Source organism: Pseudoalteromonas sp. JSTW (assembly GCF_013423925.1).
GTDB lineage: Bacteria > Pseudomonadota > Gammaproteobacteria > Enterobacterales > Alteromonadaceae > Pseudoalteromonas > Pseudoalteromonas lipolytica.
In genome coordinates, this window is record NZ_CP058972.1 from 2,622,955 (window position 1) to 2,637,109 (window position 14,155).

The 14,155-nt window shown below is 41.9% G+C and carries 18 protein-coding genes; 5 read left to right on the top strand and 13 right to left on the bottom strand.

Annotated features, from left to right (window positions below; genetic code table 11):
- The first annotated feature begins 22 nt into the window (after positions 1–22).
- Both GZH31_RS11845 and GZH31_RS11850 read left to right on the top strand, forming a co-directional pair.
- On the top strand, positions 23–499 hold the full coding sequence (locus GZH31_RS11845; protein WP_075593794.1) for an energy transducer TonB: 477 nt from the start codon (positions 23–25) through the stop codon (positions 497–499).
- A gap of 12 nt (positions 500–511) precedes the next feature.
- Positions 512–838, top strand: coding sequence for a hypothetical protein (locus tag GZH31_RS11850; RefSeq protein WP_074989036.1), 327 nt, complete (start codon positions 512–514; stop codon positions 836–838).
- Positions 839–909: 71 nt separating this feature from the next.
- Here the strand turns inward: GZH31_RS11850 and pdxJ are convergent, their stop codons facing one another.
- The 10 genes from pdxJ to rpoE all read right to left on the bottom strand — a co-directional run bounded on the left by pdxJ (position 910) and on the right by rpoE (position 9,434).
- Positions 910–1,641, bottom strand: a complete 732-nt coding sequence (gene pdxJ, locus GZH31_RS11855; RefSeq protein WP_036966619.1) for a pyridoxine 5'-phosphate synthase — start codon at positions 1,639–1,641, stop codon at positions 910–912.
- Positions 1,642–1,684: 43 nt separating this feature from the next.
- Positions 1,685–2,371, bottom strand: a complete 687-nt coding sequence (gene recO, locus GZH31_RS11860) for a DNA repair protein RecO (protein WP_036966616.1) — start codon at positions 2,369–2,371, stop codon at positions 1,685–1,687.
- 17 nt (positions 2,372–2,388) lie between these two features.
- Complete coding sequence (gene era, locus GZH31_RS11865; RefSeq protein ID WP_036966614.1) at positions 2,389–3,321, bottom strand: GTPase Era; 933 nt, start codon at positions 3,319–3,321, stop codon at positions 2,389–2,391.
- Positions 3,311–3,988: a ribonuclease III gene (gene rnc / locus GZH31_RS11870; RefSeq protein WP_036966612.1), complete on the bottom strand. Its 678-nt coding sequence runs from the start codon at positions 3,986–3,988 to the stop codon at positions 3,311–3,313. The genes era and rnc overlap by 11 nt, the downstream gene beginning before the upstream one ends.
- A gap of 2 nt (positions 3,989–3,990) precedes the next feature.
- On the bottom strand, positions 3,991–4,926 hold the full coding sequence (gene lepB, locus GZH31_RS11875) for a signal peptidase I (protein ID WP_036966610.1): 936 nt from the start codon (positions 4,924–4,926) through the stop codon (positions 3,991–3,993).
- 26 nt (positions 4,927–4,952) lie between these two features.
- Positions 4,953–6,740, bottom strand: coding sequence for a translation elongation factor 4 (gene lepA, locus GZH31_RS11880; protein ID WP_036966608.1), 1,788 nt, complete (start codon positions 6,738–6,740; stop codon positions 4,953–4,955).
- Between the two features lie 70 nt (positions 6,741–6,810).
- A complete protein-coding gene (locus GZH31_RS11885; protein WP_036966606.1) occupies positions 6,811–7,260 on the bottom strand; it encodes a SoxR reducing system RseC family protein in 450 nt (149 codons plus the stop codon).
- Positions 7,261–7,263: 3 nt separating this feature from the next.
- A complete protein-coding gene (locus GZH31_RS11890; protein WP_036966604.1) occupies positions 7,264–8,220 on the bottom strand; it encodes a MucB/RseB C-terminal domain-containing protein in 957 nt (318 codons plus the stop codon).
- Between the two features lie 4 nt (positions 8,221–8,224).
- A complete protein-coding gene (locus tag GZH31_RS11895) occupies positions 8,225–8,851 on the bottom strand; it encodes a sigma-E factor negative regulatory protein (RefSeq protein ID WP_036966603.1) in 627 nt (208 codons plus the stop codon).
- A 1-nt stretch (position 8,852) separates the two neighbouring features.
- Entirely contained in the window at positions 8,853–9,434 is a 582-nt protein-coding gene (rpoE, locus tag GZH31_RS11900; RefSeq protein ID WP_036969086.1) for an RNA polymerase sigma factor RpoE, read from the bottom strand.
- Positions 9,435–9,838: 404 nt separating this feature from the next.
- Between rpoE and nadB the strand changes: the two genes are divergently transcribed.
- Positions 9,839–11,461, top strand: coding sequence for an L-aspartate oxidase (gene nadB / locus GZH31_RS11905; RefSeq protein ID WP_036966601.1), 1,623 nt, complete (start codon positions 9,839–9,841; stop codon positions 11,459–11,461).
- Here nadB and GZH31_RS11910 read toward each other — a convergent pair.
- Positions 11,430–11,843: a hypothetical protein gene (locus GZH31_RS11910; protein WP_180311034.1), complete on the bottom strand. Its 414-nt coding sequence runs from the start codon at positions 11,841–11,843 to the stop codon at positions 11,430–11,432. The genes nadB and GZH31_RS11910 overlap by 32 nt on opposite strands.
- Positions 11,836–12,087, bottom strand: coding sequence for a succinate dehydrogenase assembly factor 2 (locus GZH31_RS11915; RefSeq protein WP_036966599.1), 252 nt, complete (start codon positions 12,085–12,087; stop codon positions 11,836–11,838). Before GZH31_RS11915 ends, GZH31_RS11910 begins: the two co-directional genes overlap by 8 nt.
- A gap of 120 nt (positions 12,088–12,207) precedes the next feature.
- Here GZH31_RS11915 and ygfZ point away from each other — a divergent pair, with 120 nt between their 5' ends.
- Positions 12,208–13,119 carry a tRNA-modifying protein YgfZ gene (gene ygfZ, locus GZH31_RS11920; protein WP_065978643.1) on the top strand — a complete coding sequence of 304 codons (912 nt, stop codon included), beginning with the start codon at positions 12,208–12,210 and terminating at the stop codon, positions 13,117–13,119.
- A gap of 12 nt (positions 13,120–13,131) precedes the next feature.
- Positions 13,132–13,617, top strand: a complete 486-nt coding sequence (locus tag GZH31_RS11925) for a peptidylprolyl isomerase (protein WP_036966596.1) — start codon at positions 13,132–13,134, stop codon at positions 13,615–13,617.
- A 55-nt stretch (positions 13,618–13,672) separates the two neighbouring features.
- On the opposite strand, the gene GZH31_RS11930 is transcribed toward GZH31_RS11925, so the two are convergent.
- A complete protein-coding gene (locus tag GZH31_RS11930) occupies positions 13,673–14,155 on the bottom strand; it encodes a hypothetical protein (protein WP_074989039.1) in 483 nt (160 codons plus the stop codon).

Here is a 14,155-nt window from a genome sequence, read left to right on the forward strand (position 1 = left end):
AACGATATAAAGGAATATATAAATGAAAAGTTATTTAATTTTAGCGGGCAGTTTACTTGCCTTTGGCTGTGCTTCAACTGCAGATAAACCGATGACACTAGAGTATGCGGATTTATCAGTTAGCTATGATGAATTGAAAACACCAAAATGGCAGCAACTTGAGCGCTTTCCTGCCAGATACCCAAAAAAAGCAGTTATCCAAGCAACAGAAGGGTGCGCGACCATTGAGTATGTTATTACGCCACACAATGAGATTAAAGATATTCAGGTAGTTGCCTCTACTCACCCTGTATTTGCCGATGCAGCAAAAGAAGTAATCACGCATTGGCACTGGAATGAGCTGCCGCAAAATATTACTGATAAAGCGGTGAAAACCCAAACTCGTTTTGATTTTTGTTTTGACACACCCGAGCAATCTTGTAGAACACTAAAACCTAATTATTCATGCCCTAGTCGCGATATTATTTATTCTACGGGTACACGAATTGTGAAGTATTAAAGGGAGCCTGCTTTGTATTTTATCTTACTTATTCTCTTTAGCGCTATTTCACTCACGTGGTTTTTCCTTCGCTATAAAAAACTAAGTAAAGAAGCTAATAACTACGTAAAAATCAATTACGCTGAGCAGTGGCAAACATACGAAAGTAAAGCCCGCTTAATGAGAGCAACACCCAACTCAATTGTGTTTCATTCAATTAAACAAGGCGAATTGTCGGCCATTAATGATGGTGTTTTAAAAAGCTTTAAGAAAAAGCATCAGTACATAGTCACTCTACTCTGTATTTCACCTTTGTTATCATCATTGCTTGCACAATTTATTGCGTATTTGATGAAATAAAAAGCGCGCTGGATACAACATCCACCGCGCTCTCAATTCAATACTTGCTTAAAAGTGCTTGAAGCTTATATTTACAAACGCGCCTCAATCATCAGGCGTTTCATATCACGTACTGCTTTGTCTAGACCATCAATCGCGGCACGCGCAATAATCGCATGACCAATGTTTAACTCGTAAATTTCTGGCATTGCAGCAATTGGTTTTACGTTGTGGTAGTGCAGGCCATGACCAGCATTTACAATTAAACCAAGACCGTGGGCGTATTGTACACCGCTGCGAATACGCTCAAGCTCTGTATGTAGCTCTTCGTCGTTTTCTGCATCTGCATACGCGCCAGTATGAATTTCTACATACGGTGCGTTACAGGCTTTAGCAGCATCAAGTTGCGCGTTATCAGCATCAATGAATAACGATACTTTAATACCCGCTGCCGTTAATTTTTCAGTCGCCGCTTTTACTTTTTCAAAGTTACCCACTACGTCTAGGCCGCCTTCTGTTGTTAGCTCTTCGCGTTTTTCAGGCACTAAACACACATAAGCGGGTTTTACTTCAAGCGCAATATCAATCATTTCATCAGTCACGGCAACCTCAAGATTCATACGCGTTTGAATGGTTTTAGCCATTACATACACGTCACGGTCTTGAATATGACGACGGTCTTCACGCAAATGAATGGTGATACCATCTGCACCGGCATGCTCTGCAACACTGGCTGCATGAGCAGGATCTGGGTAACTTGTGCCACGCGCTTGGCGTAAAGTGGCAATATGATCAACGTTTACACCAAGAAGAATATCTTTCATTTTTTTACCTGTTTAAAACAACGATTAACGGCTGCTATTCAGCCTACTTAATAAATAACTCACGACTTTTTAATGGCTTTTTACCGAGTAAAGGCTTGAGTAAGTAACGACTTAACTGCTTTGCCATATATAACACATCAGGCGCGCTGAAGTCATGGGCAGCAATGGCATTTAATTGCGCACCTGAAAAACCACTGTGCGGGTCGTCATGCAGCAAAAAGCCATATTCAGCAAAGTACTGGTAACTGGCACTGCCAATGATCTCATCACCGTGCGCGTCGACACTAAAATCAACCCCATAACCGAGCAATTCGAGTAACTGAAATTCATACGAACGTAACACTGCTTGCAAGTGTTGAGTACCCGATAAATCACTCAAGTGCTGTTTATACAAATGGTAAACACTTTCCATGGGTTCATTGATAGGTACGATACGATTGGTTAATTCGTTTAAATAAAATCCACAATACAACTCATTCCCCGTGAGCATGGTTTGCGTGCCATGGGGTTCAAAACGATTAATGTATTTTAAATCTGATTTACCGCTGTATTGTACCAGCAGTGATTGGAAAGGTTGCAGTTGTGCTTTATGTTTAGTGGCCTGGCGACCACTAATTCGGGCCAGCATTCTAAGCTGACCCACGCCTTCTACCAGCATATCAAGCATTACTTGTGAGTCACTAAATGGACGTCGGTGCAACAAGTATGCTGTGTAGAAATCGCTATCCATGGCGTCTCAAGCTAAGCTTAATCTTCACCATAGCCTAAGCTGCGTAGCGCACGCTCATCATCAGCCCAGCCAGACTTCACTTTAACCCAAAGTTCTAAAAATACTTTGTTATCAAGCATCTCTTCAAGGTCTTTACGTGCTTCACGGCCAATAACTTTTAGCTTTTCGCCTTTATTGCCAATAACCATGCGTTTTTGCGTTTCACGCTCAACTAAGATCAGGCCATTAATTTGCCACACGCCGTTATCGAGCCATTTAAACTGCTCTATTTCAACGGTAACAGAATACGGTAATTCATCACCCATAAAACGCATTAGCTTTTCACGGATAACCTCTGCCGACATAAAACGCATCGAACGGTCTGTCACATAATCTTCAGGGAAGTAAAACTCACACAGCGGAAGACGCTTGGTTACTTCTGCTTTTATAAGCTCAATGTTTTTACCCTGTTTTGCTGAGACAGGAATAATGCCAACAAAATCAAATTTATTGCCTAAAAACTGCATGTGCGGAAGCACTAAGTCGCGGTCTTTTACTTGGTCAATTTTATTCATAACCAATAACACTGGACGACCACTTTGACGGACTTTATTCAGTACCATCTCGTCATCTTCATTCCAGTGAGTGCCTTCAACCACAAAAATAATCAGCTCTACATCACCAATCGAACTGGATGCAGCACGGTTCATTAAACGGTTAATGGCACGCTTTTCTTCAACATGTAGACCCGGTGTATCAACGTAGACTGCTTGGTATTTACCTTCAGTATGAATACCCATAATACGGTGACGCGTGGTCTGTGGTTTGCGCGAGGTAATACTCACCTTTTGCTCAACAATGTAGTTAAGTAAGGTCGATTTACCCACATTTGGACGACCAACAATGGCCACCATCCCACAGTGCGTATCAAGCTCTGCAGGTTCTTTGCTAATTAAATCATCAAGATTCATTTTTAAGTATCTTTAAGGCTTTTTCAGCAGCTTTTTGCTCGGCTTTACGACGCGAGCTCCCTACTGAGATAATGCTATCCATCCCTTCAACAATACATTCAACCGTGAATGTTTGATTGTGCGCTTGGCCTTTTGTATCAATGACAGTGTAGCCCGGTAACGATAATTTGCGCGCTTGTAAGTACTCTTGAAGTAATGTTTTTGGATCTTTTTGGTTTAAGCCAGGAGAAATTGCATCAAGGCGTGATTCATACCAATTTAAGATTAACTCACCACATTGTTCAATGCTTGAGTCTAGGAACACGGCACCAATAATGGCTTCTACTGCATCGGCAAGAGTCGATTCACGACGGAAGCCACCACTTTTCAGCTCGCCAGGCCCTAAGCGTAAGTAATCGCCCAGACCAAATTCAAGGCCAAACTCAGCCAGTGTTTGACCACGTACTAAGGTTGAGCGCATGCGGCTTAAGTCGCCTTCACGTGCTTTTGGAAATTTAGTATAAAGCGCATTCGCAATCACGAAGCTCAAAATCGAATCGCCTAAAAACTCTAAACGCTCGTTATGTTGACCTTTGTGGCTGCGGTGCGTCATTGCCTGTTCAAGCAAAGCTTGATCAGTAAATGTATAACCTATTTTGTTGTATAACTCTGTTACGTTTTTTTTCATCGTTACTGAATATTACCTAGGCGTTCAAAACGAACACCAGTTGGAACCCAGCCTGGTAAAAAGTCATCTGGGCCATTTTCAAATTCAAAACTCATCCATATAAAGACGGCTTTACCTACCAAGTTTTCTTTTGGCACAAAGCCCCAAAAGCGACTGTCTTGGCTGTTATCACGGTTATCACCCATCATAAAATAATGATCGGCAGGAACAACCCACTCGTCAGAGCGTGTACCCGGTTGTTGATAATAACGGCCTTTCATTTCAAGCGCCTCTGGGTTAATCAAAATGTTGTGATTCAATGGGCTTAGGTTTTCTTCTAAACGCACTAAATTCATTGACCCTTGCTTGAACTCGTCACTATTGAGAATTTCCATATCTATTTTATTGTATTCATTACACAGCAAATCACCTTGCTGTTCGACACCTTCTTCACATTTTGGCTGAATATAAAGGTGTTTATTGCGATAAACAATTTTATCGCCAGGTAAACCAATGGCACGTTTAATGTAATCAATACGCTCATCTAATGGGTATTTAAATACCACAATATCACCGCGTTCTGGCTCATCCACATCCACTAGTTGGGTGCGCCAAATTGGGTCTTTAATGCCGTATGAGTACTTTTGTACCAAAATAAAGTCACCAACAAGTAATGTTGGCATCATTGAGCCTGATGGAATTTGAAACGGTTCAAAAATAAATGAACGGAAAATAGTAATAGCCGCAATCATCGGAAAGATTGATTTAGCCGTTTCAGTAATACTTGGCTCTGGTGCAATTAATGCAGCGGTTTCTTCGTCTAATTCACCACCCGCCGCGTTTTGAGCAAGGGCGATACGCTGTTGACGTTTAGGCGCAAACATAAAGTGGTCAATTAACCAAATTAAGCCTGAGCCTAGTGTTAACAACACTAAAAAAATCGAAAAGTAACCCGCCATGCATTAATTCCTTTATTTACTTCTAATTATTTACCAACTTTGAGGATAGCTAAGAATGCATCTTGCGGTACTTCAACGTTACCTAGTTGCTTCATTCGCTTTTTACCTTCTTTTTGCTTCTGAAGAAGCTTTTTCTTACGGCTCACGTCACCACCGTAACATTTTGCAATTACGTTTTTACGTAATTGTTTAACCGTTGTACGCGCTATAACATGCTGACCAATTGCCGCTTGAATTGCAATATCAAATTGTTGACGCGGAATTAGCTCTCTAAGCGCTTCAGCTAACTGACGACCACGCGATTGTGCAATATCACGGTGTACAATAATAGCTAATGCATCTACACGTTCACCATTAATAAGTACGTCAACACGTACCATGTCTGATGCTTGGAAATGCTTAAAGTTATAATCAAGCGAAGCAAAACCGCGGCTTGTTGATTTTAACTTATCAAAGAAATCCATAACCACTTCAGCCATCGGTAATTCATACGTTACCGCAACTTGCTTGCCGTGATAGTTCATTTTAGTTTGTACACCACGCTTTTCAACACAAAGCGTAATAACGTTACCTAAAAACTCTTGCGGAACTAATATGTTAGCTTCAACAATTGGCTCACGGATTTCAAGAATGTTGTTTACCGGCGGAAGATCAGATGGATTATCAATCTGTTTAACGCCCTCTTTGGTTTCTACTTCGTAGATTACCGTAGGTGCCGTAGTAATAAGATCAATGTCGTATTCACGCTCAAGACGCTCTTGAATAATCTCCATGTGTAGCATACCTAAGAAGCCACAACGGAAACCAAAACCAAGTGCAGTTGAGTTTTCTGGTTCGAAGAATAACGATGCATCGTTCAAGCTAAGTTTATCTAGCGCATCACGGAATGATTCATAATCATCCGATGAAATTGGGAACATACCCGCGTAAACCTGTGGTTTAATGCGTTGGAAACCCGGTAGACGCTCTGGTGCAGAGTTGCGCTGTAACGTAATTGTATCGCCAACAGGTGCACCATGAATCTCTTTAATACCAGCAATAACAAAGCCTACTTCACCGGTTTTTAATAAACCTGTGTTAGTTTGTTTTGGAGTAAAAATACCCACTTTATCTGCAATATGAACTTGTTCGTTCGACATGATCTTAATTTTATCGCCCGCGCGTAATTCACCGTGTTTAATACGCACAAGTGACACAACGCCTTGGTATGGGTCAAACCATGAATCAATAATAAGCGCTTGTAATGGCTTATCTTTGTCGCCAACTGGTGGCGGAATATCTTTAACAATAACTTCGAGTACGTCTTCAATACCCACGCCTGTTTTTGCACTACAACGCACGGCTTCAAGCGCATCAATACCAATAATGTCTTCGATTTCTTCTGCAACACGAAGTGGGTCCGCTTGCGGTAAGTCGATTTTATTCAGTACTGGAATAACTTCTAAATCCATTTCAATTGCTGTGTAGCAGTTAGCAAGTGTTTGCGCTTCTACACCTTGACCAGCATCAACAACTAAAAGCGCACCTTCACAGGCAGCAAGCGAACGTGATACTTCGTAAGTGAAGTCAACGTGTCCTGGTGTGTCGATAAAGTTTAATTGGTAGGTCTCGCCATCTTTGGCTGTATAATTAAGTGTTACACTTTGCGCTTTGATGGTAATACCACGCTCACGCTCGATGTCCATTGAGTCTAACACCTGCTGCTGCATTTCACGGTCTGTTAAACCACCACAAACTTGGATAAGACGGTCAGAGAGAGTCGATTTACCATGGTCGATATGGGCGATGATCGAAAAATTACGGATATGCTTCATAAACTGGATTCTAAACTTCTATATAAAATGGACTAAGTGTATAAAGCGGCAATTTTACATTTAATTGGCTTTAATCACCATCTATTTGAGTGAAAGGAATAGTAATTGGGTGAATTTTTATTACTTTAATATCATGTTTTAGGCTCTTAACCCTTGATTTAGCTATCGCATAGCCAGTTAAGCCCCCTAATACAGCAGCTAAAATTTGCCAGCCTTCAGCAAGCGAAAACACTGAAAAAGCAGCCAAAGCAAACCCTAAACTAAATAATAACGGCAACATGTACACGGCCATTGCGTGTTTTACAAGGTGGCTATCGTCTAGTGCTAAGGTGACTTTTTGTCCGACTTTTAGCTCACTGTCGAAAGTGTATGGGAATGTTTTTTTGGCAGTACCAAATAACTTGGCAAAGATTTGCGAGCCACAACGGCCATTGCATCCTGCGCAGGCTTGTTTTTGCTCGGCTTCTAAATCGGCTGTCGTGCCTTTTACCGACACGACAGTGAGTGTTTGTTCTATCATTATTTAAAGAGGTCGCGCTACCGACTCTGCAATGGCTTTGGCTGTCATAGCGGGGATATTACCAACAACCGACACGTCAAAGCTACCACCATTGTGAACATACACGGTTGTCGCACCCGATGACAGCGCCCCACTGGGTCGTTTACCAGGCAGTGGTCTTTGTACGAACACAGAAACCTCAACAAAACCATCAGAGTACAAGTAGTAATCGGTTAGTTCGTTATTTAAATCTAACTTGTGACGGTCTGACTTTAATAATTTAAAGCCTGCTGGCAACCAGCCAATTTTCCAATTATTAACCGCACTGCCTGTGCTTTCGTTATCAATTTCACTGACCGGAAGCGGAGGAGGAAAATCACGATTTTGCATTTCTAACAGCATCTGTGCAGGTTGCTCTGTTACACTAATGTGGGTCAACTGTAATTGCTCAAGCATTTCACCTTTGTGGTTCACATACGCTGATTTCAATAACAGTGATGATTCTAAATCTAACCATATCCAATAATTGAATTTGTACTCATCTTTTGACTCAATACGCACAAGCTGCGCTGAGCGCCCTGCTATACGACCTTTTCCGCCTAGTACAAAATCGTACTGCGCACTTAAACGCTCTATATCTTTAAAAAGTACTTCAGGAATAGGCCCTGCAATTGAATCAGTTTGCACAGAATATGGCTCTGAATGGGGCTCAAAATAAGTCACTTGATCGTTTACGCGAGCCATTTCAAGCCCTGCGCCATTCAGTAAACTTAAATGTTCAAGCTCTACATTACCTTGCTTGGCATGCAGCCAGCGATAAGGTTCCATTGCTTGGCCTTTAACGACGACAAACGATGCGTCGAAATTGCGGGTATGAACGGCTTCAGCCATATCGAGTAATAATGCTTTGGCGGGGTTTTCGTCGCTGGCAAAAGCGGGAGCTATTAACACCAGCGACAAAATAAAAGTAAACACTTTCATTTAATTAGTTTTTTTCCTCATCTGCGTTAGCCGCAGTTTGTGACTTTTCAAGCGAATATGCAACACGTGCTTGACGTTGGTGTTCAAGTACAAGCGCACCAATACGTTGCTGTTGTAATTCGCGTAAACCTTGTTGGGCATTTTCAAGTGCAGGTTGCTCAGATGAGTAACTGACAGGTGATGCCACACCGGTTAGTGGTGTTGTTTGTAATAAAGGAATTTCGCTCTGCGGTGATTCGCTGTTTTGCGGCAGTGTTTGTACACCAACAATCGCAAACATAGCCACACTTGCAGCAATCGCTACTTGGGCAAAGGGTCGACGCCAATTAAATGCAACGACATTGTCGGTGCCTGTTGCCGCCACGATTTCTTCGCTTTTTGGTGCCGTTGTTTTATTCGCGAAATCTGCGTACACAGGTTCATGTTCGAGTGCATCTGCCACTGCATCAGCAATGTCAAAATTGAAGGCGCTGTTATTTGCCTCAGCACGCATTACGTCACCGATCATTGCATAACGACCAAATGTTGTTACATCGTCGTTTGTAATCGCTTCATCAGTTAACTGCTGCTCGCCGTCAAGTAATGCGGATAACTGCTCATTATCCAACTTGTTAACGTCTGCTTTTGTCATACTAAGACTCACCTATTAATGGATTTAATTTATTGTCAATCGCTTCACGGGCACGGAAAATACGCGAACGTACCGTCCCCACGGGGCAATCCATAACCACGGCTATTTCTTCATAGCTCATACCTTCGATTTCACGAAGGGTAATCGCAGTTTTAAGATCTTCAGGCAAACTATCAATCGTATTAAAAATTACAGCACGTACTTCGTCACTTAATAACAGGTTTTCTGGCGATGCGTTTGAACGCATTGCGTCTGCACTGTCATAAAATTCTGCTTCTTCGGCATCAACATCGTTAGCTGGCGGCTTACGCCCCTGAGCAACTAAGTAATTTTTAGCACAATTTACGGCGATACGGTACAACCAAGTATAAAAGGCGCTATCACCTCTAAAGTTAGGCAAAGCACGATAAGCTTTAATAAAGGCTTCTTGTGCGACATCAGCAACATCACCTTGGTTTGAAACATAACGTGAGATCAAACCTGCAATTTTATTCTGATATTTTCTAACTAATAGGTTGAAGGCGTTTTTATCTCCTTGCTGGACCCTTTTTACTAGCGCTAAATCCAAATCCTGCTCGCTCATTCGAGCCGGTACTCCTCTGTTTGATTCTTGCTTGCTATTCATATACTCGCCATTGTTTACACAAACTATGACTGCACCATGAATATAAAAGTTCAGTTTAAAATAATTTTTTTATAAAATAGCACGCAAATAATGTGAGTTATACCAATCTTATTACTCGACAATCCTAGTAACTGCTGATAATTCAACGGTTATCTCTATTCATAGTCAGTTTGATTCACAATGCTAAACAGTTAAAAATTCGCTGTTTAAGTGACGATAAACCTAATAATATTGGTATAACGTATTAAAATGACTAATAGTGTTACGGCAAATATGGTACATATACGTATATCATATACAATTTTTTTTGCTCATACTTTTAGCACTATTTCCAGAGCATTGTAACTGCAAAGACCACAGACATGAACCAAAATAAACATCACATTACTGATGTCGCTATTATCGGCAGCGGCGCCGCTGGCCTCTCGCTTGCTTTATCACTTGCTAATCACTGTAACGTCACCGTGCTTAGCAAAGGCGCATTAACTGAAGGCTCTACTTTATATGCACAAGGTGGTATTGCCGCGGTTTTTGATAAAAAAAATGACAGTATTGAGTCACATGTTCAAGATACGCTCGATGCTGGCGGTGGTTTATGTGACCGCGACGCTGTGCACTACACTGCCAGTAATGCCAAAAAATGTTTAAAATGGTTAATTGAGCAAGGTGTGCCTTTTGATATGGAGTTTGATTCAAAAGGCAAAGAACGTTTTCATTTAACGCGCGAAGGTGGTCACAGTCACCGCCGCATTTTGCATGCTGCCGATGCGACAGGTCGCGCCGTTCAAACTACGCTTATCAGCCAAGTGCAAGCCCACCCAAATATCACTTTATTAGAAAACTACAATGCCATTGATTTAATTGGTGATAAAAGCTTAGGCCGAAAAGGTAAACACATCCACGGTCTGTATGTGTGGAATTGTGAAGACAAAAAAGTAGAAACAATTGCAGCCAAGTTTGTTGCGCTGGCGACAGGCGGTGCGAGTAAAGTGTATTTATATACCTCTAACCCCGATGTATCGAGTGGCGATGGTATTGCCATGGCATGGCGAGCGGGCTGCCGTGTTGCCAATATGGAATTTAACCAATTCCACCCTACGAGCTTGTACCACCCTGAGCTGCAAAACTTTTTAATTACCGAAGCAATGCGTGGTGAAGGTGCGTACTTAAAACGCCCCGATGGCACACGCTTTATGAAAGACTTTGATGAACGTGAAGAACTGGCTCCCCGCGATATTGTTGCCCGCGCGATTGATTTTGAAATGAAACGCTTAGGCGCTAATTGTGTTTATTTAGATATTAGCCACAAAGATAAAGATTTTATTATTGAGCATTTCCCGACAATTTACGCAAAATGCTTAAGTGTTGGTTTAGATATCACCAAAGAAGCTATTCCTGTCGTCCCTGCAGCCCATTATACCTGTGGGGGTGTCATGACTGACTTTAATGGACGTACTGATTTAGATAACTTGTATGCAGTTGGTGAAGTTGCTTATACAGGTCTGCATGGTGCAAACCGAATGGCAAGCAACTCATTGCTCGAATGCATTGTTTTTGCCCACGCAGCAGCACAGGATATTCTGAGTAAAATTGATGCAAGTCCTGCACTTGAAACACTACCGCTGTGGGATGAAAGCCGCGTTACGAACTCTGACGAAGAAATTGTTATCACGCATAACTGGCATGAACTACGGTTATTTATGTGGGATTACGTTGGCATCGTGCGTTCAACTAAACGTTTAGAACGTGCATTGCATCGTGTTGAATTACTGCAACAAGAAATTCACGACTACTACGCTAACTTTAGAGTTTCTAACAACTTATTAGAGCTACGTAACTTAGTGCAAGTCGCTGAACTGATTATTCGCAGTGCGCTGGAACGTAAAGAAAGCCGAGGCTTGCATTACACCATTGATTACCCAGCGCAAAATGAAAACCCAACGCCTACGGTACTTACACCGAAGTCGGTTGCTGCACAGCAATAATTGCCCGTTTTAAGCGTGAAAAGCTTATCTCATCAACACTGGCTGCCGTTATAATCAGCCAGTGTGATTTATAAAATCCCGCTAGTTTTATAACCACAAAACTCGAAAAGATCTTACTCTTGGGGCTTATCGCACCTTGCATTTGCACACGATTATTTAAAAAACGAAGCTGTGACTGTTCTAAAATAATAGCGCCATGTGCTGGCTGTAATTGCGTTACTTTTTTATAGCTAATCACCCCAATAATAAAGCTTGAGACGAAAACAAGACATTGAGAAAAAAGTTGCTGATACGCAAAGCTAAGTATGATGGCTATAAAGCAAAAAAAGACCACAAAGGGTTTGTGGTCTGGTGTGTTCTGTTTAACGCTAAATCTATACACGAACTCGGTCTAAAATTAATGAGACCATGCTATTAAGCTCGGGATCTTTACACGTTTCGTGACCCATGAACCATGCAAACAAGTCTGGATCATCGCATTCTAGTAAGCGTTGAAATGTGGCATGTTGCTCTTTGCTTAACGAGTCAAACGCTTCTTCAACGAATGGCATAAATAAAACATCAAGTTCTAACATGCCACGACGGCATGCCCAACGAATACGTTCTTTACTGTGAATTTCAGTCATTTTAAACCTCGTACTTATTTGTCAGCAGTTTAACAAATTGCTATCGAATAAACAGCTATTTAAATTGCCACCCTAACTAAGTTATCATTAGCACTCATTTATATCGTAAAGAAGGTTTTTATGTCGACTGTTTACGCAAGTCCATTATCTCATACGCTTATCAGCCTGACTGGTAAAGATAAGTTGTCTTACCTTCACGGACAAATTACACAGGATATCAATAAGCTCACTAACGATACGTTCTTGTGGGCAGGTCACTGTAATGCCAAAGGTAAGCTTTGGGGCGTTTTTCGCTTGTTTACCTACCAAGACAGTTACTACCTTGTTGGTTCTAAAGCCGAAGTTGAGCAGTCTCTGGTTGAGTTAAAAAAATATGCGGTCTTTTCTGCTGTTGAAATAGAACCCTGTGAAAAGCCATTAATTGGTTTGATGGGTGATGACCTCTCAGAGGTGCTAGAGGCACTTAATATTCAATTTAATGATGAGCAAACGGCTGTCGATTTTGCCGACGGTAAAGCCCTTAAGCTTGCAGAAAACCGCGTGTTACTCATGGTCAATAGTGACTTTAGTTTACCCGAAAACGTTATTGCACTCGATAACGATGCCCAATGGCAACAAGCAGCGATTGCCGCGGGTGAGCCTTCACTTAACAGTGAGGCCATTGGCGAATATGTGCCACAAATGGTTAACCTACACGCGATTGGCGGTATCAGCTTTAGAAAAGGCTGTTACACAGGCCAAGAAACCGTTGCCCGTATGAAGTATCTTGGCAAAAACAAGCGCGCCATGTATATCGTTGCGGGTGAAGCAGATGGTTTACTCGATGAGCTTGAACTCGAAACACAAATGGGTGAAAACTGGCGTCGCGCTGGCAAGCTTATCAGTCAAAGTTATAATCAAGAAACGCGCACTTTAATGGGACTCGTTGTGTTACCGAATGACAATGAAACAGGCCAATTATTACGTGCTAAACACCTCCCTCAGGTTGAGCTATCGATTCAAGCTCTGCCTTACTCTCTCGAAGATGAATAAATAGGAATGACTATGATCGCAGCAGAAAACAAAGTGGTAAAAATGCATTATTCAGTATTGGATAATAACAAAAACACCATCGACAACTCGTTTGATGGTGAACCACTGGTGTTTATCGTTGGCACAGGTTACTTGATCCCAGGCCTAGAAAACGCACTACTAGGTAAAGAAGCTGGCGATACTTTCAGTGTTACCGTTGAACCAGACCAAGGCTATGGCGAGCGTCACGACGACTTAATGCAAGCGGTGCCTAAGTCAATGTTTGAAGGGATGGACATTGAAGTGGGTATGCAGTTTCGTGCAACAACCGATGCAGGCGATCAATCAGTGATGATCATCGATATCCAAGATGAAGAAGTGATTGTTGATGGTAATCACCCATTATCAGGGATTACTTTACACTTTGATGTTGAAGTACTTGAAGTACGTGATGCAACAGAAGAAGAGTTAGCACATGGTCATGTGCACGGTGAAGGCGGTTGTGGTCACAGCCACTAAACACCCGCAGTATAAAAAAGCGCCTGAGGCGCTTTTTTTATACCAATTCGCTTAATTAATCATCCACTTGCTCTGGTTCTGGTTTATGTTCCGGCTCTGGCTTAGATTCAGGTTCAGTTATGTGTGCCTGCAATGCCGCTAGCAAGCCTTCTTGGTCGTTGGTGCCTAAACGATAGTGAGTGCCATCTTTCATTGCTAATTCTACAGCTTTAAACCCTGATACACTGTAAACCCAGCCATCGTGAGTTATTCGTAAACCAATTCCATGGCGAAATGAATTACTGACCGCTCTGACTGATTCAATGTCGTCAAAGCTCACCGTTTTACCAAATACACCCGGCCCAAATGCCCAGCTCACTGTTTTATCGGTTACTTTAATAGTTAAGCTATGAAATAAAAAAGCCACTAACACTAAAATAGCGCAAAACCCCATTAATGGCACATCTGCGCCGATTAAGTTCCACGCCAAGGCAAGAAAACCACCTATCCAGCCCAAAACAACAAAAATGAACACTGCGTATTGCTTATGTTGATACAT